Consider the following 25,815-nt stretch of genomic DNA (forward strand, 5'->3'; position numbering starts at 1 on the left):
TTGTGACGCGCTCGCAATGGGCCATAGGTCTCGCCACGATCGTCCTCACGATCATCGCCGGCGTCATGTCGTTCGATTATGTGAACAGGCGATTTCCGCCGAAACCCGCGCCCGTTGAGCAGGTGACCACGCAGGACGCCAAAGAACAGACCGATCCGGCTGCCGTTAAGACACCGGAGGCCTGCGTCGAGCGCGATGGATCGTGGCGAAACTGGTCATGGCCGAACGTGCCGATGCTGTCGCCGAAATGCGAGAGCGCGAAGTAAATCATCCGACCGTAAGATGACAGATCGCGCAAAGCGCGCCCTGTCATAAACTCTCCGCGCCCATCACCTTAAGCTGTCATTTGCAATTCAGAACCAATCGGTCCATATATCACTAATGGAACATCATTCCCCTGTGCGGTTGCCGCGCGGCCGCCCCCGAGGCTTCGACACGGAAGCTGCCATCGAGCGCGCCATGAACGTGTTCTGGTCGCGCGGCTATTATGCCACGGCGCTTCCGGACCTTCTTCAGGCGACGAATCTCTCGCGTGGCAGTCTCTACGCCGCCTTCGGTGACAAGCGCGGACTCTTCCTGCGTGCGCTCGATCGCTACATTGCCGACGCCCTGCTACGGATGGACATCGAACTCGACCCGCGTGGAGCGCCAGTCGTTGGCCTACAGGCCTACCTTGCGGGTTACGTCGATCGGACGAGTGGCGCCAATGGTCGCCGCGGATGCCTGCTGGTCGCGACAGCCATGGAGTTGGGTGGCCGCGACCCGGAAGTCGATCGCCGCATCGGCAGCTTTTTCAAAGCTATGGAGGCCAAAGTAGCCAATGCGCTGTCGCGCGCGAAGGCCGCAGGCGAGTTGGCTCATGGTGTCGAGCCTGCAAGCGCGGCGCGACTGCTGGTCTGCTTCGTCGAGGGGCTGCGTGTCGTAGGTAAAACACGTCCGACACGAAGCACATCGCAAGCCACTGTTGACGCTCTTCTCGAACGCTTCAGCAGGTAACGCGTCAAGGCGCTGCTGGTTGAACGCACCTATATCTGGACCGAACAGTCTTGAATGGAAAGTGCCATGTCGCTCATCCAGATTGTCTGCGCGGTGATGGTGCCCTTGCTTTGGGGCTATCAGTTCGTGGTCATCAAGGTGGGCATTGTGGAATTTCCGCCGCTCTTCTTCCTTGGCCTGCGCTTTCTGGCTATGGCATTGCTGCTCGTTCCGTTCGTCAAAAAGCCTGCACGTCAGGAGCTCAGCCCTGTCGCCGCGATCTCGGTCTTTCTTGGTGGGCTGAACTTCGGCCTCTTCTATGTCGGCCTCGGGCTCGGCTCTGGAAGTATTTCGGCCGTCGCGTATCAACTCGCCACGCCCTTCACCATCCTGTTGGCTTGGCCGCTGCTCGCGGAGAGACCGTCTCTCGTAACGTCTAGTGGGGTGTTGCTGGCATTTCTCGGCGTGGTCGTGCTTGCAGCAGGGCCTGCTCTGTCTGCAAACGCCATTCCGATTCTGCTGGTGGTCGGGGCAGCACTCGCCTTCGCGGTCGCCAACGTCTTAACGAAGCGGCACGGACCCTTTGACCCCTTGATGTTGACGGGGTGGTCCTCTCTCTTCACGGTGCCACAGGTGATGCTGATGTCGTTTGTCCTTGAAGATGGACAATTGACGTCCCTCGTCACGGCGGATGAACGTGGTTGGCTCGCGCTCGCCTACACCGTTTTCATCGGAGGATTTGTTGGATTTGGCCTTTGGTTCTGGCTCATCGCTCGCTGCACCATGGGCCGCGTGGCGCCATTCGGTTTGCTTCTTCCGGTCTTTGCCCTGATTTCAAGCGTGCTGTTCCTTGACGAGCATATCACTCCAACATTGATTGTCGGGGCGCTGCTCGCCATCTCCGGTGTTGCGATCACACAAGTGAGATCGAGCACTTTACCAAATCGGACTTAGAGTCGCGTATGCGCTCACGACCTAGTTGTCGTGCTCACCGAGCCGGTGATCACCTGCCACGCCGCGAAAGCCCATCGCCAGCACGTAGCGCTCCGAGGAGTCCTTGCGGCTCGCGGCCGGCTTCACATGTTTCACCGTCGCGAAGTCGCGCTTCAGCTGGGTCATCAGCGTGGCGTCGGCGCCGCTCTGGAACACCTTGGCGACGAAGGTGCCGCCGGGCTTGAGCACGTCAGCGGCGAAGGCCGCAGCATCCTCGACGAGGCCGACGATGCGGAGCTGATCGGTCTTGCGGTGACCGGTGGTGTTTGCCGCCATGTCGGACATCACCACATCGGCGAGACCGCCCATCATCGCCTTCAATCTGTCGGGCGCATCATTGTCGAGAAAGTCCATCTGGGCGAAGGTCACGCCGACGATCTCCGGCATTTCCAGGAGATCGATGGCCACCACTTGCCCCTTGCCCTCGGCCGAGCCGACGCGCCGCGCCGCGATCTGGCTCCAGCCGCCAGGCGCAGCGCCGAGATCGACCACGGACAGGCCGGGCTTCAAGAAGCGGTACTTATCGTCGATCTCGATGATCTTGTAGGCCGCGCGTGAGCGCAGGCCGTCCTTCTTGGCCTGCTGCACATAGGGGTCATTGAGCTGGCGGTCGAGCCAGAGCTTCGACGACAGTTTCATTCTGCCGGCGCTCTTGACCTGGATCCGCAGGCGTCCGGTGGTGTCTTTGGCCATGGTCTCGTGCTTGCTTTCAGCTATTCGCGTTTCCCTTAGCACGGCATGGCGGGAAACCCGAATATTCGCTCTGAATCGGGAAAATCAGGCTCAGGAGGCGCGGATCGCGCCATCCTCGCGCATCATTTCCACCAGCATGCCCTCGCGCAGCCCCCGGTCGGCGACGCGCAGCCGTGGCAACGGGAACGCGTTGCGGATGGCGTCCAGAATGGCACAGCCACACAGCACCAGATCGGCACGGTCGGGGCCGATACACTGGTTGGCGGCGCGTTCCGCGTAGGTCATGTCGAGCAGCCTGGCGATGGTCTCGTCGAGCTCGGCATTGCTGAGCCAGATGCCGTCGATGCGCCGGCGGTCGTAGCGCGCCAGCCCCTGATAGACGCCGGCCAGCGTGGTCACGGTGCCCGAGGTACCCAGCATGTGCATGCCGTCGAGATCGCCGGCATGTTCGGCCGCGAACGGCGCCACGTGCCTGGCGACCTCCGCAATCATCTGCGTGTAGCTGTCCCGGGTCACGTGTTTGCCGCCGAATTTCTCGGCCAGCGTCACCACGCCGAGCGGGATCGACATCCACGCCTTGATCAGCGGTTTGCCCGAGGGATCATGGGGATCGCGTTCGATACGCACCAGTTCCGATGAGCCGCCGCCGATATCGAACAGGATGGCACCGCGGCCCTGCGGATCGATCAGCGGCGAGCAGCCGATCACCGCCAGGGCCGCTTCAGTCTCGCGATCGATGATCTCCAGCGTGATGCCGGTCTCGCGCGCCACCCGGTCGAGAAACGCGTCCGAATTCGAGGCCGCGCGGCAGGCTTCGGTTGCGATCAGCCGCAGCCGCTGGGCATCGCGGGCGCGGATCTTGTCACGGCAGATGCTGAGCGCCGAGATGGCCCGGGCAATCGCCGCGTCGCTGATGACACCGGAGGTCGAGACGCCCTCGCCCAGCCGGATGATCCGCGAAAACGAATCGACCACGCGAAAACTGTCGCCTGTGGGACAGGCGATCAGCAGCCGGCAATTATTGGTTCCCAGATCAAGCGCGGCATAGGTGTTGGCGCATGCGGCTTCGCGCCCGCCGTCGGCCAGTGCCGCAACCAATCCCTGCACACCCTCGCCCGGCCGAGCGTTGTCCACCTCATGGCCGCCGCGAAGCCGCGTGTCATCATCCATTCAATCTATCTTTCCGCGACCGTTCCGGCCGGCGTGGAAACCTTCTTGGAAATATCTTTCACGGAAAGTTTAGCAGGGCACAGGATCAGCGCAACCTTGGCACGCTCCCATGCCCAATCGTCCGTTGTCGTACAGCTAACGCTGCCTTATCTGGGGGGCTTACAGGGGCGCGAACCCGCGCCAAATCCTGGAATCATCCATTTGATGGATTCACCATGCAAGATTTTACCGGCTCGCCCGTCGATAACGCCATCGCCATGCAAAAATACGGGGTCGGCCAACCGGTCCGCCGCAAGGAAGACGACACCCTCGTCCGCGGCAAGGGCAAATATACCGACGATTTCAACCTGCCCGGTCAGCTCTATGCCTGGATCGTCCGCAGCCCCCACGCCCATGGCGTGATCCGCGGGATCGATACCGAGGCGGCCCGGGCGATGCCCGGCGTCCGCGGCGTCTGGACCGGACGTGATCTTGAAGCCGCCAATTATGGCCCCTTCACCTGCGGCCTGCCGCTCAAGAGCCAGGACGGCACCCCGCTGTTCCAGACCAATCGCCATGCTTTGATGACCGACAAGGTGCGCTATGTCGGCGACCCCGTCGCCTTCGTAGTGGCTGAAACAGTCGCGCAGGCCCGCGATGCCGCCGAAGCCGTCGTCCTCGACATCGACGCCCTGCCCGCCGTCACCGATTGCGAGGCCGCAACGAAGTCTGGCGCGCCTGTTCTCTACGACCACATCCCGAACAATGTCGCGCTTGACTATCACTATGGCGACACCGCCGCCGTCGAGGCCGCCTTTGCGTCGGCTGCGCATGTCACGAAGCTCGACATCGAGAACACGCGCGTCGCGGTGGTGTCGATGGAACCGCGCTGCGCGCTCGCGACTTACGAAAAATCCGGCGGCCGCTATGTGATCCAGGCGGCGACCCAGGGCGTCGCCGGCAACCGCAACACACTCGCCAAGCAACTCAACGTCGCGCCCGACAAGGTCCGCATCCTCACCGGCAATGTCGGCGGATCGTTCGGCATGAAGAACATCAGCTACCCCGAATATATCTGCCTGCTGCATGCGGCGAAGGAACTGGGCAAGCCGGTGAAGTGGCTCGACGAGCGCTCCTCCAGCTTCCTGTCCGACAGCCATGGCCGCGCCCAGGACATTCACGCCGAACTCGCCCTCGACAAGGACGGCAAGTTTCTCGCCGTGCGCCTGAAGGGTTATGGCAATCTCGGCGCCTATATCACCGGCGTATCGCCGAGCCCGTTGTCGCTCAACACCGGCAAGAACCTCGCCAGCGTCTACAAGACGCCGCTGCTGTCGGTCGACATCAAATGCGTGCTCACCAACACCACGCTGATGGGCGCCTATCGCGGCGCCGGGCGCCCCGAGGCCAACTACTTCATGGAGCGCCTGATCGATCGCGCCGCCGACGAGATGGGCATCGACCGCTTCACACTGCGCAAGCGCAACTTCATCAAGCCGTCGCAACTACCCTTCGCGGCCGCCTCAGGGGTCACCTATGACAGCGGCGATTTCCAGGGCGTGTTCGACAAGGCGCTGGCAATTTCCGATCACGCCGGCTTCGCCAAGCGCAAGAAAGATAGCCGCAAGAACGGCAAGCTCCGCGGCATTGCCGTCGGCTCCTATCTCGAAGTCACCGCTCCCCCCTCAGGCGAACTCGGCAAACTGACCTTCGGCGAAGACGGCACCGTGACGCTGACCACCGGCACGCTGGATTACGGCCAGGGTCACGCCACGCCCTTCGCACAGGTCTTGTCGGCACAGCTCGGCGTGCCGTTCGAGGCCATCCGGCTCGAGCAGAACGACAGCGACCTCGTGCGCATGGGCAATGGCACTGGCGGCTCGCGTTCGATCACCGCATCGGGCCAGGCCATTGTCGAGGCCTCCGATCTCGTCATCGCCAAGGGCAAGGCTGCCGCGGCGCATCTGATGGAAGCCTCCGAAGCCGACATCGAATTCAAGGCCGGCCGTTTCACCATCGCCGGCACTGACCGCTCCATCGACATCATGGAACTGTCGCAGCGTGTGCGCGAGGGCAAGATGCCGGACGGCGTACCCTCCTCGCTCGATGTCGACCACACCTCATCGGACGTGCCCTCGACATTCCCGAACGGCTGTCATGTCGCCGAAGTCGAGATCGATCCCGACACCGGCGTGCTGACCATCGTCAATTACGCGGCGGTCAACGACTTCGGCACCATCGTCAATCCGATGATCGTGGCGGGCCAGTTGCATGGCGGCGTCGCGCAAGGCATCGGCCAGGCGCTGATGGAGAAAGTCAGCTACGACGCGTCGGGCCAGCCGATCACGGGCTCCTTCATGGATTATGCGATGCCCCGCGCCGGCGACATTCCGCTGATGCTGGTCGGCGATCATCCCTCGCCTGCAACCACCAACCCGCTGGGCACCAAGGGCTGCGGCGAAGCCGGTTGCGCGGGCTCGCTCTGCACCATCGTCAATGCGGTGGTCGATGCGCTCAGTGACTATGGCGTGACGCATATCGACATGCCGCTGACCTCGGAGCGCATCTGGCGCGCCATCCAGGACGGCAAGCAGAGCAAGGCGGCGTAAGGTCGACTATCTGAACAAGAAGCCCCGCGATCACATCGCGGGGCTTCTGTGTCGTCTACGCTAACGCGTCGTGGCCGGCAGGCCCCCTAGCTCTTCGTCCCGTATTTCCGCGCGAAATCACGCCCGGATCGCGCAATGCAGATCGCGGCCTGACTCTGATACATCGAGCCCTCGTTCTTCTCTGCGATCTTATCGCATTTCGCACGCGCCTTTTCATAGGCGGCCTTGGTCGCGGGGAGCGCCTTGGGGAGAAAGCGCGGTTCACATTTCGACAGCACGATGCTGGAGAATGCATTATCACCGGACGAACCAAGCTGGCAGAGTTCGAGAATCCGGTATGCGCCTTCGCAGCTGAACTCGGTCTTCATCGCGGCGATGATCGCCTGGTGGAGACCGCCGGCTTTCGAGATCGCAGCCTCGGAGACCGGGCATTGCTCGGCGGCCGAGGCCGGTGCGCTGCAGGCCACAAACAGTCCGATGGCTACGAGACTATGACGAAAACGAACCCGACCATGGGGCAACGGCTGCATGTAGTCCTACCTGATCAAACGTAGAAAGAAAAATCCCGCGGCTTGCGCCGCGGGATTTTCGCATTCGGCATCGCGGCCGTCTAGTGCGCCAGGATCGCCAGCAACAACAACGCCACGATGTTGGTGATCTTGATCATCGGGTTCACCGCAGGGCCCGCCGTGTCCTTGTAGGGATCGCCGACGGTGTCGCCGGTCACCGCGGCCTTATGAGCGTCGGAGCCCTTGCCGCCGAAATGGCCGTCCTCGATATACTTTTTGGCATTGTCCCAGGCACCGCCGCCCGAGGTCATCGAGATGGCCACAAAGAGACCGGTGACGATCACGCCGAGCAGCATCGCGCCGACCGCCGAGAATGCCGCCGACTTGCCGACTGCGCCGCCGCCGGCAATGGCGTAGATGATGAAGTACACCACGATCGGCGACAGCACCGGAAGCAGCGACGGGATGATCATTTCCTTGATCGCCGCCTTGGTCAGCAGATCCACCGCGCGGCCGTAATCCGGCTTGTCGGTGCCCTGCATGATGCCCGGCTTCTCGCGGAACTGACGACGCACTTCCTCGACGATGGCGCTGGCCGCGCGGCCCACGGCCGTCATGCCCATCGCACCGAACAGGTAAGGCAGCAGACCGCCAAACAGCAGGCCGACCACCACATAGGGATTGGTCAGCGAGAAGTCCGGCAGCACGTCCTTGAAGTACGGATACTTCGCGGCATTGGCGATGAAGAATTTGAGGTCTTCATTGTAAGCCGCGAATAGCACCAGTGCGCCGAGGCCAGCCGAACCGATGGCATAGCCCTTGGTCACCGCCTTGGTGGTGTTGCCCACCGCGTCGAGCGCGTCGGTGGCCTTGCGGACCTCCTTCGGCAGACCGGCCATTTCGGCAATGCCGCCGGCATTGTCGGTGACCGGGCCGAAGGCATCGAGCGCCACGATCATGCCGGCCAGCGCCAGCATCGTCGTGGTGGCAATCGCGATACCGAACAGGCCCGCGAGGCTGTAGGTGACGAGAATGCCGGCGATGATGACGATTGCCGGACCCGCTGTCGACTCCATCGAGATCGCAAGGCCCTGGATCACATTGGTGCCGTGGCCGGTGACCGACGACTGCGCGATGGACTTCACCGGCCGATAGTCGGTGCCGGTGTAGTATTCGGTGATCACGATGATCAACGCCGTGACGACGAGGCCGGCGACGCCGCATTCGAACAGCGCCAGACCCGTATACTTCACGCCTGCCAGCGGACCGAAACCGATCAGCCAGTAGATCACGGCGGCAACGCCGAACAGTGATAACACACCGGTGGCGATCAAGCCCTTGTACAGCGCACCCATGATCGACTGGCTGGCACCGAGCTTGACGAAGAACGTGCCGGCAATCGAGGTCAGGATGCAGATGCCGCCAATGGCGAGCGGCAACGTCATCATGTTGACCAGCAATGGCGAACTCGCGAAGAAGATCGCGGCCAGAACCATGGTGGCGACCGCGGTCACCGCATAGGTCTCGAACAAGTCGGCGGCCATGCCGGCGCAGTCGCCGACATTGTCGCCGACGTTGTCGGCGATCGTTGCCGGGTTGCGTGGATCGTCTTCGGGAATGCCGGCTTCAACCTTGCCGACGAGATCGCCGCCGACGTCAGCGCCCTTGGTGAAGATGCCGCCGCCGAGACGCGCGAAGATCGAGATCAGCGACGCGCCGAAGCCGAGCGCCACCAGCGCGTCGATCACGGTGCGGCTGTTGGCAGCGAGGCCCAGGGCGTGCGTGAGATAAGCGAAGTAGATGGTGACACCGAGCAGCGCCAGACCCGCCACCAGCATGCCGGTGATGGCACCAGCCTTGAAGGCGAGTTCGAGGCCGCCGGCCAGCGAGATCGTCGCCGCCTGCGCAGTGCGGACATTGGCGCGCACCGAGACGTTCATGCCGATGAAGCCGGCTGCGCCCGACAGCACGGCACCGATCAAGAAGCCGAAGGCCACGAGCATGCCGAGGAAGTAAGCCAGCAGCGCGAAGATCACGACGCCGACGATGCCGATGGTGAGATATTGTCGCTTCAGATAGGCCTGTGCGCCCTCCCGCACAGCCTCTGCTATTTCCTGCATCCGTGCGTTACCCGCATCGGCCTTCAACACAGAACTCGTCGCCCAGATCGCGTAAACGATCGACAGTGCCCCGCAGAGCACGATCACCCACAATGCTGTCATGGAATCTGCCTCAGTCCTTCCTGCCCGGCGCCTTGTTAGTTGGCGCATAAAAAGGAGGCCTGCCCAGCACGTGAGGACGGCCTCTCGTTTGATGAGCATGGCAAAATCGGTATCGCCGTGCAACGCTGCCAATGGGCTAATGCAGGATTTTTGGAGGGGCTCTTAACCTCTCCCCGCATCTTGCGCGGGGAGAGGTCGAAAGCCGCGCAAAGCGCGGGTTTCGGGTGAGGGCATGGCAGCGGCCCCTCACCATCCAGATCCAACGGATCGCGAACTGAGACGACGTGCCGGATGTACGCATCCTTCCCCGCCCCTCACCCGCCGCGAAGACGCGGCGACCTCTCCCCGCGCAAGATGCGGGGAGATGTTAGGTCCGCGCTTGCCGGAACAGTGAGGCTAGTCAGAAGTGGCTGTAGGACAGGCGCTTCAACACGATGTCCCTGCCCGCCGGATCGACGAAGCGCGGCGATGACGCACCTGCAACAATCGTCCCGATGACCGCGACCCGCACGCCCGCCTGGTGCGCGGCCTGCACGAAACCGGTCGTGCGATTCTCAGGTATGGTGCAGAGGACTTCGTAGTCGTCGCCGCCGGCAACGACCGTTTCGAGACCGATCACACCGCGGTCCAGCAGTGCTGCCGCCGGATCCGACAGCGGAATAGCCGATGCATCGATGACGGCAGAGACGCCCGACACCGCACAGAGCTTGGCGAGATCGCCGGCCAATCCGTCGGAGACATCCATCGACGCCGTCGCGAAATCGCGCACCGCCGATGCCAGCGCATTGCGTGGCAGCGGCACGCGATAGCGTGCCACGAGCGCGTCATGCGCGTCACTGTCACCGGCCAGCGCCGTCGCGACCGCGCCGCCTTTCAGCGCCGCAAGGCCAAGCGCGGCATCGCCGATCGTGCCACTCACGACCACGCGGTCCCCCACCGCCGCGCCGTGGCGGCGGACCATCTTGCCCACCGGAACGCGTCCGAAGGCGGTGACTGAGACCATCAGCGGCCCCGGCGTCGAGACCGTATCGCCGCCGAGCAATACGCAGCCGAATGTTGCGATGTCTTCGCCGAGACCCCGCGCGAACTCCGCCAGCCACGCCTCATCATGTGTCCGCAGCGCCAGCGTCAGCACAAAGCCGACCGGCAGCGCGCCCTTGGCGGCGAGGTCTGACAGGTTCACCCGCAGCGCCTTGCGCGCGATGGTGTCCGGGGGATCATCGGGAAGAAAGTGCACGCCTTCGACGATGGCATCGGTGTTGACGACGATATCCTCGCCGTCAGCCTTGAGCACCGCGGCGTCGTCGGTCAGCCCGAACGCGCCGGGATCAGTCGCAAGCGGCTTGAAGTAGCGCGCGATCAGGGTGTCTTCGCCGGATGCGTTGGACCCGGCTGACATGATCAGTGTCCCGCGCGCGAAAACTCTTCCGCGCGAAATTGCCGGGCAATCTGGTCGAGCACCGCATTCACCATGCCGGTCTCGTCGCCTTCGACGAAGGCATGCGCGACGTCGACATATTCTGACACCACGACGCGGCCGGGAATGTCCTTGCGGTGTTCCAGCTCATAGGCGCCGGCGCGCATCACCGCGCGCAGGATCGCCTCGATCCGCTGCAGCGGCCAGCCCCTGGAGAGCGCGTCGTCGATCAGCGGATCGAGCTTGTTCTGGTCGCGCACCACGCCGGACACGATGTCGCGGAAGAACGCCTCCTCGGCCGGGAGATACTGGTCGCCCTCGATCTCGCTGCCGAGCCAGAAGCTCTCGAACTCGGCGAAGACGTCGTTGATGCCCGCGCCGCCGACATCCATCTGATATAGCGCCTGCACGGCGGCGAGACGCGCGGCGCCGCGCCGGTTAGCCTTGCGATCACCCTTGGGGACCGGCTTCTTGAGGTCGGCTTTCTTGTCGGACGATTTCTTGTCAGCCGTTTTCTTCTCAGACATCGGCTCAAGCCTTCGCCAGACGGCGCTTGATGCGCAGCACGGACAGTGCCGCACGGGCCGCATCGCCGCCCTTGTTCAATTCGCCGGCGCGCGCGCGCGCCCAGGCCTGCTCGTCGGTATCCACCGTGATGATCCCGTTGCCGAGGGGCAGCCGCAGATCGACGGACAGATCCATCAGCCCGCGCGACGACTCCATCGAGACGATCTCAAAATGGAACGTCTCGCCACGTACCACGCAGCCGAGCGCGATTGCCGCTTCATAAGGCTTGCCGCTTTTCGCGGCAGCATCGACCGCAATCGCGATGGTCGAAGGAATTTCCAGCGCGCCGGGCACCGTCAACACGTCATGGGTGACGCCGGCTGCCTTCAGCTCGACGATCGCGCCTTCCAGCAGCGCATCCTGAATGTCGTCATAGAACCGCGCCTCGACGATCAGGACGCGCGCGCCGGTGATGTCGGTCTGGTCCTGCAAATGAGCGCGTCGCGCGTCTGCCATATCTCAACCTGTTAAAAACGTTGAACATCTCCAAGAATGAAGATTGTCAACAACGCGTGTTTGTAGTCGTCGCGGGCAGTGAAGCCAAGGGCAATACTTGGCAATTTAGCGCCGTCATGCCCGGCGCATGCCGGGTATCCACGTCTTGGCCGAGCACGAAGACGTGGATAGCCGGGACAAGCCCGGCCATGACGGCCGAGAGGTCGGAGCCTTAAACCGGCATTTCGCTCAGCCGCGCCGCATAGCGGGCCATCAGGTCGACCTCGATATTGACCTCGGCGCCTGCTTCCCACGCCTTGCCCAGCGTGGTGACGCTCAGCGTGTGCGGAATGATCAGCACCGCGAACTGCACGTCATCGACGGTATTCACCGTCAGCGACACGCCATCCAGCGTGATGGAGCCCTTGGTGGCGATGAAACGCGCCAGTTCGCGCGTGGTGCGGAAGGTAATCCGCGCCATGTCCGGCAGGTTCTCGCGCGATACGATGGTGGCGATGCCGTCAGCATGGCCGGCGACGATATGGCCGCCAAGCTCGTCGCCGATCTTCAGCGCGCGTTCGAGATTGAGGCGGGTGCCCAGCTTCCAGTGCTTCGCCGTGGTCATGCCCAGCGTCTCGGCGGCAGCGTCAACGTCGAACCAGGTTTTGCCATTCGCCACGCCGGAGCCAACCACTGTGAGGCAGACGCCATTGCAGGCAATCGAGGCGCCATCGGCGATGGTGGTCTGGTCGTAGTCACAGAGAATGCGCAGCCGGTGCAGCTGGCCCTGCGCCACTTGCGTAAGGCTCTCGATCTCGCCGATGTCGGTGACAATGCCGGTGAACATTAGCTTCTTTCGTAGATGGTCAGAGTGTCGTTCTCGATCGTCTCGCTAGCACGCTGCACGAAATCCGGCGACCCGGTGATCGCCGATAGCGGCAATGCATCCAGCGCGGCGATGCCACCCTCGCCGATCTCCTTCGGCCCGCGAAACAGCCAGACCTCGTCGACCAGTCCCGCCGCCACGAAAGACGCCGCAACTTTCGATCCGCCTTCCACCAGCAGCTTCGTAATGCCCTTCTCCGACAAGCTATGCAGCACGGCGAGCAAATCCAGCCCCGGCGGCGGCGAGGTCGTAGTCGGCACGCGCAGCACCTGCGTGCCGGCAGCGCCCAGCGCCATCGCGGCGGGCGCTTCCGACAGGCTGGAGGTCATCACCCAGATTGGCGTCGTACGCGCCGAATGCACGAGCTTGCTGTTACCGGAAATGCGCAGCGCGCGGTCGAGCACCACGCGCACCGGCGAGCGCTTCATCATGCCCGGCAAGCGACAGGTCAGTTCGGGATCGTCGGCCAGCACAGTGCCCATGCCGACCAGCACGGCGTCGCATTGCGCCCGCAAGAGATGCACGCGCGACCGCACCATCTCGCCGGTGACGGCGACCGGCTTGTGACCGGCTGCCGCGATCTTGTCGTCCGGCGACACCGCGAGCTTCAGCACGACATGCGGGCGCTTGTCGCGCACGCGGCGGAAATGCCCGGCGTGATCGCGTGCGGCCTGTTCGGCACAGAGCCCGACATCGACCCTGATGCCAGCGGCACGCAGCCGTGCATGGCCTTGGCCCGCCACGTCCGGATTGGGATCTTCAATTGCCGCAACGACGCGCGCGATGCCCGCGGCGACGATCGCATCGGCACAAGGGGGTGATTTGCCGAAATGCGAGCATGGCTCCAGCGTCACATAGAGCGTGGCACCGCGTGCGGCCTCGCCGGCCTGCGCAAGTGCGACAGGCTCGGCATGGGGACGGCCGCCGGGCTGCGTCCAGCCGCGGCCAATAATAACACCGTCCTTTACGATGACCGCACCGACCGCGGGATTGGGCCATGTCCGGCCCTGCCCGCGACGGCCAAGCGTCAGCGCCAGCTGCATGAAGCGCAGGTCGGTTGCTTTCGCCTCTTGGGATTTTTGCGCGTATTGATCTTCCAGGATCCGGAAGATCATTTTCGGACCACCACCGGCCGGCCGTCGTCGTCAGCATGCAATTCGCCGAGCACGGCCTCGAAGTCCTTGGCCTCGCGAAAATTGCGATAGACCGAGGCGAAGCGCACATAGGCGACGTCATCGAGCCCGCGCAGATGCTCCATCACGATCTCGCCGATGGTCTCCGACGAAATCTCCGCCTCGCCGCCGCTTTCCAGCTCGCGCACGATGGCCGAGACCATGGTCTCGACGCGCTCCGGATCGACCGGGCGCTTGCGCAGGCTGATCGACAGCGAGCGCACCAGCTTGTCGCGGTCGAACGGCACGCGGCGGCCGTTGCGCTTGATCACCGTGAGTTCGCGCAGTTGCACGCGCTCGAAGGTGGTGAAGCGGAAGTTGCAGGTGACGCAGACGCGCCGCCTGCGGATCACGGCGGAATCTTCCGCGGGACGCGAGTCCTTCACCTGCGTATCGAGGCTATTGCAGTTCGGACAGCGCATTCCAAAGAACCTTCCAAAGAGCCATTCCTGCGCGACCTTCTGACCGCGCAGGTCTCCGCCTCGTAGCAGGCCTTACTGATAGATCGGGAAACGATCCGTCAGCGCCTTGACCTTCTCCTTCACGGCCGCTTCGACGAGCGGCGCACTGCCGTCGCCGGACTGCGCCACCGCGCTCAGCACTTCGGCGATCATCTCGCCGGTTGCCTTGAATTCGGCAATGCCGAAACCGCGCGTCGTCGCGGCGGGGGTGCCGAGACGGATGCCCGAGGTGATCCACGGCTTTTCCGGATCGAACGGCACGCCGTTCTTGTTGCAGGTGATGCCGGCGCGGACCAGCGCCTTCTCCGAGACGTTGCCCTTCAGGCCCTTCGGCCTGAGGTCGACGAGCATCAGATGGTTATCGGTGCCGCCCGAGACAATGTCGTAGCCCTGTGCGCGCAGCGTCTCAGCCAGCGCCTTGGCATTCTCGACAACGTTCTTGGCATAGACCTTGAAGTCCGGCTGCAGCGCTTCCTTGAAGGCCACGGCTTTCGCCGCGATGACATGCATCAGCGGCCCGCCCTGCAGACCCGGGAAGATCGCCGAGTTCAGCTTCTTGTGCAGCGCCTCGTCATTGGTGAGGATCAGGCCGCCGCGCGGGCCGCGCAGCGACTTGTGCGTGGTCGTCGTGGTGACATGGGCATGCGGCACCGGCGAGGCATGGACGCCGCCGGCAACGAGGCCAGCAAAGTGGGCCATGTCGACCAGAAGATAGGCGCCGACGCTGTCGGCGATCTCGCGGAAGCGCTTGAAGTCCCACGAGCGCGAATAGGCCGAGCCGCCGGCGATGATCAGCTTCGGCTTCACCTCCTCGGCCTGCTTGGCGATCGCATCCATGTCGAGGATCTGGTCGTCCTTGCGCACGGTGTAGTGCACCGGCTTGAACCACTTGCCGGACATGTTGACGGGCGAGCCGTGGGTGAGATGGCCGCCGGCTGCGAGGTCGAGACCCATGAAGGTATCGCCCGGCTGCAGCAGCGCCAGGAACACCGCCTGGTTCATCTGGCTGCCGGAGTTTGGCTGCACATTGGCGAACTGGGCGCCAAACAGCTTCTTGGCGCGTTCGATGGCGAGGTTCTCAGCGATATCGACGAATTCGCAGCCGCCATAATAGCGCGCGCCCGGATAACCCTCGGCATATTTGTTGGTCATCACCGAGCCCTGCGCCTCCATCACGGCGCGGCTGACGATGTTTTCCGACGCGATCAGCTCGATCTCGTGACGCTGGCGACCGAGTTCACCCTTGATCGCCTCGGCAATCTCGGGATCGGCCTGAGCAAGCGTGGCGGAGAAGAACGAGTCGGGCGCGGAGCCGGTTTTGGCCGAAGTGGTCATAGGGCAATATCTCCACCGCCGCGGCCTTCTTTCGGCGTGCGGACGGTCACGAGTGGCGATCAGGAAACGGTGCCCCGAATACCATATCTGGCTGGCGGGGCCAAGGTTTTGCGCCTCAGGGCGCGATATTTAGGCAGCGGGGTAAATGCGGCGATTGCACAAGCTGATCGGTACTCTCACTGTCATTCCGGGGCGAGATCTCGGCGAAGCTGAGAGCTCGAGCCCGGAATCCCGACATGTTCAGCGCAAAACAGCTCGGGATTCCGGGCTCGGGTTCGCCGCCGTCGGCGCCGCTCCCGCCCCGGAATGACGAGTGTGGGGCCAGCGTCGTCCAAGACCCCAATCGCCCTATTTCGCCAGCCGGTATACCCCGCCCTTCTCCACGCTGCGCTGGAACGCCGGACGGGCATGCATCCGGCCGATCCAGGCGGCCAGATCGGGATAGGCCTTGAGCCGGTCGAAGCTGCCGGCGACCTCGGCGACGAAACTCATCTGGATATCCGCGCCGGTCAGGCTGTCGCCAACGAAGAACGCACGGCCCTGCAGCGCCTGGTCGGCATGACCGAGATGCCGGGCCATCTCGCTGTCGATCCGCGGCTGCAGCGGCGCGCCGGCCTCCTTCAGGCGGGACACGTAGAGATTGAGCATCAGCGGCAACATCGCCGAGCCCTCGGCATAATGCAGCCATTCGAGATAGGCCTCATGCTCCGGAGTGCCCTCCGCCGGCCGCATCGCGCCCTTGCCGTAGCGGCGGATGACGTAGTCGACGACCGCCGCGGATTCCGCGATGGTCACATCGCCGTCGACGATGACAGGCGACTTGCCGAGCGGATGCACCGCCTCGAGCTCCGGCGGCGCCAGCCGCGTCTGCGCATCGCGCCGATAGGTCTTCAGATCGTAGGGCGCACCGAGCTCTTCCAGCAGCCAGATGATCCGCTGCGAGCGGGAGTCGTTGAGATGATGAAGCGTGAGCATGGGCGTGTCCTTGTGTTGTCCCCGGCCCGATCTGTAGACCGTCGGCGTGAGAGAAGTCTTCGAGGATTATCGCGCGGAAACAGCGAACAAGAAAATCTTCGCGAGCTTTTCCATGCTAGTTTGCCGGTAAGGCGACTGTCTGTCGTTGTGGAGAGGTTCGGCTCTCCTTCCCCTCTGCACCAAGCCAAGCCGCCAACCTGAGGCCTATCGCAGGAGGTTGAGATGGACGATGTACGGGCCGCCCTGGAGCGTCATTGGACTGCATCGGACGCGAACGATTTCGATATCGAACATGACATCTACCATGAGGATGCGATGCTTTATTATCCCCAATCGGGGGAACGCATCCGCGGTCGGCACAACATTCAGATGAGCCGACTTGTCCAGCCAAATGAGAAACGTTTTACGGTTCGGCGGATTATCGGCAGCGGCGAATTATGGGTCACCGAATTCATCCTGACCTATGACGGTATACCATCCTACGCGGTGAGCATCATGGAGTTCCGCGACGGACGGGTGGCCAACGAAACGCAGTATTTCGCCGATCGGTTTGAACCTGCAGTCTCGCGCGCGCATCTTGTCGAGCGATAGTTCGAGTAGCAGAACCGCGACGACAGTGCTTCGATGAGCACACATACGATGAGCGCATCGCATCCCGCTCGTCATTCCCCACCAACTGGTGTGCCCGAGGGCAGTCCGGACTGCGAAGCGGTCGGCATGAGCCGGCATCCCGATGTGTTCAGCCACCATCGTCATTCCGGGGCGTGCGTCGCCGGCGAAGCCGGCAGAGCGCGAACCCGGAATCCCGACGTGTTTGGCACGATCAGAAACTCCCATGCTGGGATTCCGGGTTCGCGCGCGCAAAGATGCACGCACGCCCCGGAATGACAGTGTGAGGCGGCAAGACAGCGCCTAAACATTTTTTCCTATCTTCCGTTGACAACATCCCTTTAAGGTTTATATTCCCTTCCGTCCGACCCCGATGAGAGGGGCGAGCGCGATCGTCACGTTCGGGGGGTGGGATGCGGTGGACGCCGGAGATGCGGCGTTACGCGGTTCATGGGTGACGTCTGTCTTCGGGCAGGACGGATCTGCGCCAGCACTGCCACTGGCAAGGAGACGGCCGACCTTCGGATGGAAAGAATCCTGGACAGTGTGACGGACGACCAAGTCAAAACGCGTTCGGCCTATTCGCTTGAGGCTCCCTTCCCATCGCCTTGGGACTTTAATTCGGTGATCGGATCGTTCGCTGAGGCAAAGTGCAAGCAACCGAAAAAACACCGTATGCGGAACGCCAGGCAATCGCTCGGCGCCTCCGAAAGTCCTGATGCATTACCCCTTGCGGAAGACCGCATCGCATCAGGCCCAAGGGTGCAACGGGCACCCGGCGTTCCGCACGCCCTCTCACAAGGGGGCGGGAATGCAAGAGACGACGGCGCCCCCGCGCCGCAAACAATGGGGGTGATGACGCATGTCTGAAAAACAGTGGCTGTTTGACAGTTGAATCTGACGAGGCCCTGGATAGGGCGCCAGCGCGCAAACGCTGTGCTATTGCGCCCTACTCCCTTAGAGCCCGGTAAATCCAGCCTTCACCGGATCGTTGCTGCCATCGAGCTCACGCAAATAGGTCAAGCCAAACACCGTCAGCCGATGCGGATCCTTCTCGCCGCCGTCGAACAGCGACTGCACATAGTCGGTCACCTTGGTGCGGGCTTCGTCCGATGCCGCCTGGGTGCGGCTCATCATCAGGTCATAGGTGTGCATAATGCGGTCGATGGCAATCTGCATGTCGTCATTTTCCCCGTTGGACATCAGAAAACCGGCTACGCGGCTTCAGCCCGTGCAGCCTGGAATTGCGCGATCGCTCTGTTCGCAAGGCGAAGCTTGTTGTCTTCGCCGCGATGAAACATCCGAACGATGATTTCGAGTAGCCGATCGTTGGTGAGATAAGTATCGGGGATCGCGCCGGACTTGCGCAGGTAGTTCGCAGCGATGGCATAGGCGTCGCCCACCGCCTCGACATTCATCACTTTCAGACCGCGTTCGACCAGCATGACTTGATCCCTTCTGACGAAGCGATAAGCCGCGAGAATGGAACCGGTTCCATCGACACGGAAGAAAGTTGTAAGACTGCTACTGAGCGATCTAGGCGAATCGAGAGCTTAGCCAAGCAATAGTCACGCAAGACGATTGCCGGGCAGATCGAATTTTAGACCTTCTGGCATATTCACGCCGACCAATTTAAACGGTTCGGGTGTGACCCACGACCTTTCCAACATGGCGCGAACTTTAAAAGCCAAGCTTATCGTCTGCTTTATTTCGTCGTCAGAAAAGGCTCGGCTGTTGTTTTCGTAAAGGCCGTATTCTCTCAAGTCTTTAAGGATATTAGACCGCACAAAGTGCAGCAATAAATGAGCCGCCGCTATATCGGGACAGGACCTCTGATCCTTTTGCTCTTCATCGCTCAGGCTATGAGGTTGCGTACGCGCAATCCAAGATGCGATGTCTTCCGTGCTATTGCTCGGGAATTCATCCGCGTAGCGCTTTGCCATCGTTCGGACGAAGAATGCGCCGAATGCGTAGTTCATTATATGGCCAGCAAGGGCATCCTGACGCTTTGCATGTGCATTCGTCCTGCCGCCAAAGATGCCCATATGCACCTCTGCATCGGGATACGAGACTTTTGTCAGAACTTCGACAAATTCGCCCATTTGCTCAAGCGCAACTACTATCAATGTGGCAGCGGAACGCGCCCTATCCTGCGCGTGCAAATAGGCGGCATCGGAGACGAGCCGTTCGGCGTTAGCGAGATAATCCTTTGGTGTCGCCACTGCTCTCTCAGAGAGTTTGCTCCAACTTGCCTACAGCAAGCTTACGTGTTGGGCAGCACGATTGCAATTTCTGAGACTTAAAATTCAAGTTGGTCGGCGGCAATTCCACTCCTGCTTGGCACGAGTGATGAATCGCTCACGCCGCCTTCACGCTTTCCCTTGGTTTATTTGACAGCCACGAACACACGGCGGCTGGAATTGCGCCGATCAGACCGAGTGCCACGAGTTGCTTGCTGGAGCCGAGAAGCAAGGCCATCGCCAACACCGACAGCCCGTAGGCAAGAAGTGTCGTCGTCATGACCGCAGGCATGGACGTCCTGGCAATCAGCCAGTCGAGCAAAGCGACCAGGAGCCCCGGCACAATAAAGACGAGATACGTGAACACCGGCCCTGTACCGCTATCCACCGCTGCGCCCGTCAGGACGTACGTCACTGCGTAGAACGCGACAGTCGCAACGGCAGGAAAGAGGAGCAGAAAGATCAACAAGCGCTTCATGAAATCATCTCCAATATCTCTGTATCTGTCTTGGAGGTGTTTTCGTTCAGCAAGCGTGGGATGCGCGTAACGCCAAAGAAAAAGGCGCCCTGCGAGGGCGCCTTGATCAATTTCAGTGTCGCATGCGTCTTGCGCGCATTTCGATGTGCTTTCGGAGGGCAATCCGTCGGCAGTGGTTCGGCAACTTGGAGGTCGAAAGTCTCAGAGGCGATACAGGATCTGGTCGGTCCAGAAGCGCTCGAGGCGGTGCAGCGACTTGTTGAGGGTCGCGAATTCCTCGTTGGAGATGCCACCGACCTGCTCGACCGTCTTGACGTGCTTCTGATACAGCGCGTCGACGATGTGGCGGATTTCCTGGCCCTGCGCCGTCAGACGAATGCGAACCGAGCGACGATCGACGCGCGAGCGCTGATGATCGAGGAAGCCGAGTTCGACGAGCTTCTTCAGGTTATAGGACACGTTGGAGCCGAGATAGTAACCACGGGTGCGCAGCTCGCCGGCGGTCAATTCCTTGTCGCCGATATTGTAGAGCAGCAGTGCCTGAACCGAATTGATATCAGCGCGGCCGCGGCGATCGAATTCATCCTTGATGACGTCGAGCAGGCGGCGATGCAGACGCTCCACCAACGTCAAGGCTTCCAGATAAAGCGGCTGAACCGGCGCCTGGCCCGGAACGAGATCGACGCTTTCCACCGTCGCAACGGTCTTCATCATGACACTACCCCTGTTGTCGTTTTTATCGACTTATTCGACGAAACTTGTGTCCCGTCTGATAGGGCCAACTTAAGGGGGAGCGTTTGAAGAACCGCTTAAATAAGACAATAAAGAGATCATGAATTTGAGACAGTGAATCTGAGATTAAGCCGGTGAAACAAGGGGTTTTCGCAAGGTTTGATTCACGCTGCAGAGCCCATGTTCCAGCTTTGTCCGCCCGATCTGTCGCATAGCGGAACAGCTTCCGTAAAATTCGAAACACTCGCGTAAGGTTCGTAACCGGGGCGTTAGGGTGGCCGAAGTGTTACCGCCAACGCCCCGAAAATTAATTCGACAATTTTACGCAACTCCGCGCGTTCGCCCGTCCCAATATGGCGCCCGCAAAGCCTTGCGATCGATCTTGCCGAGGCCCGTCACGGGGATCTCACTGACGAAATCGATGGTCTTCGGCGACCACGGCGCGCCGCGCTTGCCTTTCACATGCGCCTGAAGTTCCTCCGCGGAATTATTCGCGCCGGCTTTCAGCACGACAAAGGCCTTCACCGCCTCGCCCCACTTCACATCGGGAATGCCGATCACCGCGGCGGACGCCACTGCATGATGCGCCATCAGGGCATCCTCGACTTCGCGCGGATAGATGTTGAAGCCGCCCGAGATGATCATGTCCTTGGTGCGGTCGACGATATAGAAGAAGCCGTCGCTGTCCTTCACGGCGACATCGCCGGTGTGCAGCCAGCCGCCGCGGAACGCGTCTTCGGTGGCCTCCGGCCGTTTCCAGTAGCCATCCATCACCAGCGAGCCGCGCACGCAGATCTCGCCGGGCTCCCCTGTCGCCACTTCACGCATCTCGGCGTCGAACAGTTTGACCTCGACCATCGGATTGGCGCGGCCGCAGGAACCGAGACGGCCCGGCTTGCTGTCGTCGTGATCGATCTTGCGCATGGTGGTGATGATCTGCGGCGCTTCGGTCTGGCCATAGAGCTGCACGAACACATTGCCGAAGATGCCGACGCCCTCGCGCAGCCGGTCCGGCGACATCGGCGCCGCGCCATAGACGATCATCTGTAGCGACGACATGTCGTATTTGGCGCGCAGCTCCGGCGCGTCGATCAGCGCATAGATCAGCGTCGGCACCAGGAAGGTCGCGGTAATCTTTTCCTCATGCACCACGCGGCAATAGGTTTCCGCATCGAAACCCTGCACCAGTCGCGCGAAGCCGCCGCGCAGCATCACCGGAAACAGCGTGATGCCGGCGGCGTGGCTGATCGGCGTCGCGGCGAGATAGCGGATATCGGCCGGCCAGTCCCAGTCCGCATAGATCGCGAGCGACATCGCCACCAGCACGCGATGCGGCAGCATCACGCCCTTGGAACGGCCCGTGGTGCCGCCGGTATAAGCCAGCCAGCAGATATCGCCGGTGCTGCTCTCATCCGCCAGCGGCGCCGGCGTGACGTTCGGCAGCTCGGCCAAGAGATCGCGCGCGCCATCGAGCGCGCCGAAGGACAGCAGATGTTTCAGGCCCGGCACGCGGCCGCGCAGCGCGAGGCCGCGCGCGGCGAACTTGCCGCTTTCCACGATCAGCGCGGAAATCTCGGCGTCCTCGAGAATGAAGGCGTGATCGTCCTCGGCGGCCATCGGATGCAGCGGCGTGTAGCGCAGGCCCATCACGGCGGCGGCGGAAATCGCGGCCCAGCTCTCAGCGCGGTTGCCGGAGAGAATGGACAACGCATCGCCTTTCTTCAGGCCAAGGCTGCGGAACAGGCTGATGAAACGCGCGACCGCGTCGCCAAATTCGCGGTAGCTCCAGCGGACATGGCCGTCCGCGAGCGCGGGCTGGTCGCCATAGCGGGCGATGGCGCTGACAATGATGCTGCCGGCGGTGCCGCCGGAATAAAGCTGGTTCAAAATGGCCTCCCTGAATGCAGGGCCTTCTGCGAGGCCTCTGCTTGACGTCCTGAGCCTATGGCGGCCGTTCGCGCGCCGCCATCCATGCCAGCGCAAGGTAGCCTGCGAGAAACGCAGCCTGCACGCCGACGATCAGGAGATTGCCGCCATAGATGGTCGGAAACATCAACTCGATGACCGCCATGGACACCACGGTCGTCAGCCAGACGACGGCGCCCCAAGGCGTCGCGAGCCAGAGGCCGACGGCGCTGACCAGCTCGATCACGGCGAAATAGACCGTGGCGGTCTGCCAGCCCATGGTCTGGACCTCGAAGGCGTCATCCTCGGTGCCGACAAAGCCGGTGACCTGCGCCCAGTGATAAAGGCCCTGCATCATCGAGACGACGGCCATCACGCGCAGGAACAGGACGAGGCGCCGGGTCCAGATGTTTTCGTCGGATTCGATGCGTCCGGACGAGATCGCCGCAACCGACATGGCATGGTCCCGCGACGTGGGCTCTCTCGATCCCAGGTCTCTTGAACCAAGGTCGCGCGGCATCTGCTCAGACATGCGAATGCGATCTCACGGGTTGGAACTGGACGTTTGGGCGATGGTTTGAGCGATTCATGGGGGCTTTTTGTGAGCCTTCGGGCCTGCAAAATCAATGACCCAGCCCGTCACGTCACGCGCGCATGACGTGCATGATCGCGGTGACGCCGGGGCATCTAGGTGCTAGACTTAGAACAGGTCGAATTTAAGGGGCTTTCAACCTCACGAAGGCCCGCGGGAGAGACGGTATTATGGCAATCAAGTTCGGGCGTCCCATCGAATTGCGGGATGCCCCCCGCCCAGCCGCCTATGACGCCCCCTCCCTCGGCCTGACCACCCGCCCCCGCCGCAACCGCAAGTCCGAATGGGCCCGCCGGCTGGTGCGCGAGAACGTGCTGACCACGGACGACCTGATCTGGCCGCTCTTCGTGATCGACGGCGACAACCAGCGCGCGGCCATCGCCTCGATGCCCGGCGTGGAACGCCTCAGCGTCGATCAGGCAGTGCGCGATGCCGAGCGCGCCATGAAGCTGGATATCCCCTGCATCGCGCTGTTCCCCTATACCGACCCGTCCCTGCGCGACGAGATGGGCACCGAGGCCTGCAACGCCAACAATCTGGTTTGCCAGTCTGTCCGCGCCATCAAGAAGGAATTCCCCGATCTCGGCGTGCTCTGCGACGTGGCCCTCGATCCCTTCACCAGCCATGGTCATGACGGGCTGATCCAGAACGGCAAGATCCTCAACGATGAGACCGTCGCCGTGCTGGTCCAGCAGGCGCTGGTCCAGGCCGAAGCCGGCTGCGATATCATTGCGCCATCGGACATGATGGACGGCCGCGTCGGCGCGATCCGCGAGGCACTGGACGAAGCGGGATTCCTCGACGTGCAGATCATGGCCTATGCCGCGAAATATGCCTCGGCCTTCTACGGTCCGTTCCGCGACGCCATCGGCTCGGCCAAGACGCTGACCGGCGACAAGCGCACCTATCAGATGGACAGCGCCAATTCCGACGAAGCGCTGCGCGAGGTCGAACTCGATCTCGCCGAGGGCGCCGACATGGTCATGGTCAAACCGGGCATGCCCTATCTGGATATTGTGCGCCGCGTGAAGGACACGTTCGCGGTTCCGACCTTCGCCTATCAGGTGTCCGGCGAATACGCGATGATCATGGCCGCCGCCAACAACGGCTGGATCGACGGCGACCGCGCCATCATGGAAAGCCTGCTCGGCTTCAAGCGCGCAGGCGCCGATGGCGTGCTGACCTATTTCGCGCCGCATGCCGCGGAACGCATCAAGGCTGCGCGCTGAGCGCATCCGCGCTCAAGCCTCGCCTGATTTACGTCATGGACAGTCTGTAACGATTCCGCGCACTTGTTGCGCGGTCTGGTGATATCCATGTGATGGACCGTGAGGATGCAAACGGAGGGATGCGTCATGTCTGATACCGGCCCGAATGCTGGCGGCCCCAACAACGGAAGCTGGCAGGGCGACACCTGGCGCAGTGCCGGTACCCCGCCCCGCGCCCATGCCTTTGACCCCTATGCGCAGCCCGACTTGTTCCGTGGCGTGCTGATGCGCCGCATTGTCGCCTTCCTGATCGATCTCGTGGTGCTGTCGATTCCGACCGTACTCGCCGTCATCTTCATCGCGGTATTCGGCGTCGTCACCCTCGGCCTTGGCTGGGCGCTGTTCTGGCTGATCTCGCCGGCGACCGTGATCTGGCCGGTCGTCTATTACGGCATGTCGCTGGGCGGCCCGCATTCGGCCACCGTTGGCATGCGAATGATGGATCTGCAGATGCGCACTTTCTCGGGCACGCCCGGCTACTTCGTGCTCGGCGCGGCGCATGCGGTGCTGTTCTGGGCCTCGGTGTCGCTACTCACGCCGCTGGTGCTGGTGGTCGGCCTGCTCAACGGCCGCCGTCAGCTGCTGCACGACCTCGTGCTGGGAACCGTGGTGGTGAATAATTCCGTAGTCCGCGCCGCTTACGCCCAGCCGCCCGGCCGTGCCTACTAACCGCCGCGAATCACGCCAACTTGGCCGGGCAAAGCGATTGACCGTTTGCCTGGCCGGCGCGATGCTACGCCAAACCGCTTCGGAGACCGACGGCACCCCGTGACCCAGCACTCCCGCGACACTCCGCAATTCTACCTGACGGCGCCGTCGCCCTGCCCCTACCTGCCGGGCCGGCACGAACGGAAAGTTTTCACGCATCTGGTCGGCGACAAGGCCGGCGATCTCAACGACCTGCTCACCCATGGCGGCTTCCGGCGCAGCCAGTCGATCGCCTATCGTCCGGCCTGCGACCAGTGCCGCGCCTGCGTCTCCGTCCGCGTCATCGCCAACGAGTTTAAGCCGTCGCGCAACTTCCGCAAGATCATGGCGCGCAATGCCGACGTGATCGGCGAGCAGCGCAACGCGGTGCCGACTTCCGAACAGTATTCGGTGTTCCGCGCCTATCTCGACCAGCGCCATCGCCATGGCGGCATGGCCGACATGACCGTGCTCGACTACGCCATGATGGTGGAAGACAGCCACGTCGAAACCCGCATCATCGAATATCGCCGCCGCGGACCTGATACTGGCATCACGGGTCGCGGTGAAGACCTGCTGGCGGTCGCGCTGACCGATGTGCTCAGCGACGGGCTGTCGATGGTCTATTCGTTCTTTGAGCCCGGCGAGGAAAGCCGTTCGCTCGGCACCTTCATGATCCTCGACCACATCGCCCGCGCCAGGCGGCTCGGCCTGCCTTATGTCTATCTCGGCTACTGGATCGAAGGCTCCAAGAAGATGGACTACAAGGGCCGCTATCTGCCGCAGCAGCGGCTGGCGCCATCAGGATGGCTGCGCGTGGACGCGACGGGCGAGACGATGCCCGAGCCGCAGGATTAGCTGGCCCGGCTGACGATCCGCCTTCGGCATCATCCGCCGCCGTCCTGG

At 62.5% G+C, this 25,815-nt stretch carries 27 protein-coding genes; 8 read left to right on the top strand and 19 right to left on the bottom strand.

Going from position 1 to position 25,815, the window contains the following annotated elements; translation table 11 throughout:
- Positions 1–2: 2 nt before the first annotated feature.
- The 3 genes from SFY93_RS21070 (at position 3) to SFY93_RS21080 (ending at position 1,929) form a co-directional block, all read left to right on the top strand.
- The gene (locus SFY93_RS21070) at positions 3–266 is read left to right on the top strand and encodes a hypothetical protein (protein WP_320444479.1); all 264 of its coding nucleotides are present in this window, start codon (positions 3–5) and stop codon (positions 264–266) included.
- Between the two features lie 193 nt (positions 267–459).
- On the top strand, positions 460–996 hold the full coding sequence (locus tag SFY93_RS21075; RefSeq protein ID WP_320444480.1) for a TetR/AcrR family transcriptional regulator: 537 nt from the start codon (positions 460–462) through the stop codon (positions 994–996).
- A 66-nt stretch (positions 997–1,062) separates the two neighbouring features.
- Complete coding sequence (locus SFY93_RS21080; RefSeq protein ID WP_320444481.1) at positions 1,063–1,929, top strand: DMT family transporter; 867 nt, start codon at positions 1,063–1,065, stop codon at positions 1,927–1,929.
- Positions 1,930–1,950: 21 nt separating this feature from the next.
- Here the strand turns inward: SFY93_RS21080 and SFY93_RS21085 are convergent, their stop codons facing one another.
- On the bottom strand, positions 1,951–2,661 hold the full coding sequence (locus SFY93_RS21085; RefSeq protein WP_068730972.1) for an RlmE family RNA methyltransferase: 711 nt from the start codon (positions 2,659–2,661) through the stop codon (positions 1,951–1,953).
- Positions 2,662–2,751: 90 nt separating this feature from the next.
- Positions 2,752–3,831: a Ppx/GppA phosphatase family protein gene (locus SFY93_RS21090; RefSeq protein ID WP_320444482.1), complete on the bottom strand. Its 1,080-nt coding sequence runs from the start codon at positions 3,829–3,831 to the stop codon at positions 2,752–2,754.
- Between the two features lie 215 nt (positions 3,832–4,046).
- On the opposite strand from SFY93_RS21090, the gene SFY93_RS21095 reads away from it, so the two are divergent.
- A complete protein-coding gene (locus SFY93_RS21095; RefSeq protein ID WP_320444483.1) occupies positions 4,047–6,419 on the top strand; it encodes a xanthine dehydrogenase family protein molybdopterin-binding subunit in 2,373 nt (790 codons plus the stop codon).
- Positions 6,420–6,505: 86 nt separating this feature from the next.
- On the opposite strand, the gene SFY93_RS21100 is transcribed toward SFY93_RS21095, so the two are convergent.
- The 10 genes from SFY93_RS21100 to SFY93_RS21145 all read right to left on the bottom strand — a co-directional run bounded on the left by SFY93_RS21100 (position 6,506) and on the right by SFY93_RS21145 (position 16,398).
- Positions 6,506–6,949 carry a hypothetical protein gene (locus tag SFY93_RS21100; RefSeq protein WP_320444484.1) on the bottom strand — a complete coding sequence of 148 codons (444 nt, stop codon included), beginning with the start codon at positions 6,947–6,949 and terminating at the stop codon, positions 6,506–6,508.
- 80 nt (positions 6,950–7,029) lie between these two features.
- Positions 7,030–9,150 (bottom strand): sodium-translocating pyrophosphatase, encoded by a 2,121-nt coding sequence (locus tag SFY93_RS21105; RefSeq protein WP_120292179.1) that lies wholly within the window; start codon positions 9,148–9,150, stop codon positions 7,030–7,032.
- A 400-nt stretch (positions 9,151–9,550) separates the two neighbouring features.
- Positions 9,551–10,549, bottom strand: coding sequence for a thiamine-phosphate kinase (gene thiL / locus SFY93_RS21110; RefSeq protein ID WP_093761464.1), 999 nt, complete (start codon positions 10,547–10,549; stop codon positions 9,551–9,553).
- A 2-nt stretch (positions 10,550–10,551) separates the two neighbouring features.
- Entirely contained in the window at positions 10,552–11,094 is a 543-nt protein-coding gene (nusB, locus tag SFY93_RS21115; protein WP_093761462.1) for a transcription antitermination factor NusB, read from the bottom strand.
- A 4-nt stretch (positions 11,095–11,098) separates the two neighbouring features.
- On the bottom strand, positions 11,099–11,590 hold the full coding sequence (gene ribH / locus SFY93_RS21120) for a 6,7-dimethyl-8-ribityllumazine synthase (RefSeq protein ID WP_089263855.1): 492 nt from the start codon (positions 11,588–11,590) through the stop codon (positions 11,099–11,101).
- A gap of 211 nt (positions 11,591–11,801) precedes the next feature.
- Positions 11,802–12,416: a riboflavin synthase gene (locus SFY93_RS21125; RefSeq protein ID WP_093761460.1), complete on the bottom strand. Its 615-nt coding sequence runs from the start codon at positions 12,414–12,416 to the stop codon at positions 11,802–11,804.
- Positions 12,416–13,570, bottom strand: a complete 1,155-nt coding sequence (ribD, locus tag SFY93_RS21130; protein ID WP_320444485.1) for a bifunctional diaminohydroxyphosphoribosylaminopyrimidine deaminase/5-amino-6-(5-phosphoribosylamino)uracil reductase RibD — start codon at positions 13,568–13,570, stop codon at positions 12,416–12,418. Before ribD ends, SFY93_RS21125 begins: the two co-directional genes overlap by 1 nt.
- Positions 13,567–14,049: a transcriptional regulator NrdR gene (nrdR, locus tag SFY93_RS21135; RefSeq protein WP_068732542.1), complete on the bottom strand. Its 483-nt coding sequence runs from the start codon at positions 14,047–14,049 to the stop codon at positions 13,567–13,569. The genes ribD and nrdR overlap by 4 nt, the downstream gene beginning before the upstream one ends.
- 72 nt (positions 14,050–14,121) lie before the next feature.
- On the bottom strand, positions 14,122–15,423 hold the full coding sequence (gene glyA / locus SFY93_RS21140) for a serine hydroxymethyltransferase (protein ID WP_184517620.1): 1,302 nt from the start codon (positions 15,421–15,423) through the stop codon (positions 14,122–14,124).
- 348 nt (positions 15,424–15,771) lie between these two features.
- The gene (locus SFY93_RS21145) at positions 15,772–16,398 is read right to left on the bottom strand and encodes a glutathione S-transferase family protein (RefSeq protein WP_320444486.1); all 627 of its coding nucleotides are present in this window, start codon (positions 16,396–16,398) and stop codon (positions 15,772–15,774) included.
- Positions 16,399–16,620: 222 nt separating this feature from the next.
- On the opposite strand from SFY93_RS21145, the gene SFY93_RS21150 reads away from it, so the two are divergent.
- Positions 16,621–16,989, top strand: a complete 369-nt coding sequence (locus SFY93_RS21150; RefSeq protein WP_320444487.1) for a nuclear transport factor 2 family protein — start codon at positions 16,621–16,623, stop codon at positions 16,987–16,989.
- A 975-nt stretch (positions 16,990–17,964) separates the two neighbouring features.
- Here SFY93_RS21150 and SFY93_RS21155 read toward each other — a convergent pair.
- The 7 genes from SFY93_RS21155 to SFY93_RS21185 form a co-directional block, all read right to left on the bottom strand.
- Positions 17,965–18,186, bottom strand: coding sequence for a hypothetical protein (locus SFY93_RS21155; protein ID WP_068732570.1), 222 nt, complete (start codon positions 18,184–18,186; stop codon positions 17,965–17,967).
- A 35-nt stretch (positions 18,187–18,221) separates the two neighbouring features.
- Positions 18,222–18,452, bottom strand: coding sequence for a hypothetical protein (locus SFY93_RS21160; protein ID WP_089263849.1), 231 nt, complete (start codon positions 18,450–18,452; stop codon positions 18,222–18,224).
- Positions 18,453–18,575: 123 nt separating this feature from the next.
- On the bottom strand, positions 18,576–19,229 hold the full coding sequence (locus SFY93_RS21165; protein WP_320444488.1) for a hypothetical protein: 654 nt from the start codon (positions 19,227–19,229) through the stop codon (positions 18,576–18,578).
- A gap of 136 nt (positions 19,230–19,365) precedes the next feature.
- The gene (locus SFY93_RS21170; RefSeq protein WP_320444489.1) at positions 19,366–19,725 is read right to left on the bottom strand and encodes a hypothetical protein; all 360 of its coding nucleotides are present in this window, start codon (positions 19,723–19,725) and stop codon (positions 19,366–19,368) included.
- 201 nt (positions 19,726–19,926) lie between these two features.
- Positions 19,927–20,439 carry a transcriptional regulator LdtR gene (gene ldtR, locus SFY93_RS21175; RefSeq protein WP_068732529.1) on the bottom strand — a complete coding sequence of 171 codons (513 nt, stop codon included), beginning with the start codon at positions 20,437–20,439 and terminating at the stop codon, positions 19,927–19,929.
- 339 nt (positions 20,440–20,778) lie between these two features.
- Positions 20,779–22,344, bottom strand: coding sequence for an AMP-binding protein (locus tag SFY93_RS21180; RefSeq protein WP_320444490.1), 1,566 nt, complete (start codon positions 22,342–22,344; stop codon positions 20,779–20,781).
- Positions 22,345–22,399: 55 nt separating this feature from the next.
- Positions 22,400–22,894 (bottom strand): DUF6163 family protein, encoded by a 495-nt coding sequence (locus SFY93_RS21185; protein WP_320444491.1) that lies wholly within the window; start codon positions 22,892–22,894, stop codon positions 22,400–22,402.
- 230 nt (positions 22,895–23,124) lie between these two features.
- Between SFY93_RS21185 and hemB the strand changes: the two genes are divergently transcribed.
- The 3 genes from hemB (at position 23,125) to SFY93_RS21200 (ending at position 25,767) form a co-directional block, all read left to right on the top strand.
- Positions 23,125–24,183, top strand: a complete 1,059-nt coding sequence (gene hemB / locus SFY93_RS21190) for a porphobilinogen synthase (RefSeq protein ID WP_320444492.1) — start codon at positions 23,125–23,127, stop codon at positions 24,181–24,183.
- 126 nt (positions 24,184–24,309) lie between these two features.
- Positions 24,310–24,891 (top strand): RDD family protein, encoded by a 582-nt coding sequence (locus SFY93_RS21195; protein WP_414716940.1) that lies wholly within the window; start codon positions 24,310–24,312, stop codon positions 24,889–24,891.
- 99 nt (positions 24,892–24,990) lie between these two features.
- Entirely contained in the window at positions 24,991–25,767 is a 777-nt protein-coding gene (locus tag SFY93_RS21200; protein WP_320444493.1) for an arginyltransferase, read from the top strand.
- Positions 25,768–25,815 lie beyond the last annotated feature (48 nt).

The sequence above is a fragment of the Tardiphaga sp. 42S5 genome (assembly GCF_034044155.1).
Lineage (GTDB): Bacteria > Pseudomonadota > Alphaproteobacteria > Rhizobiales > Xanthobacteraceae > Tardiphaga > Tardiphaga robiniae.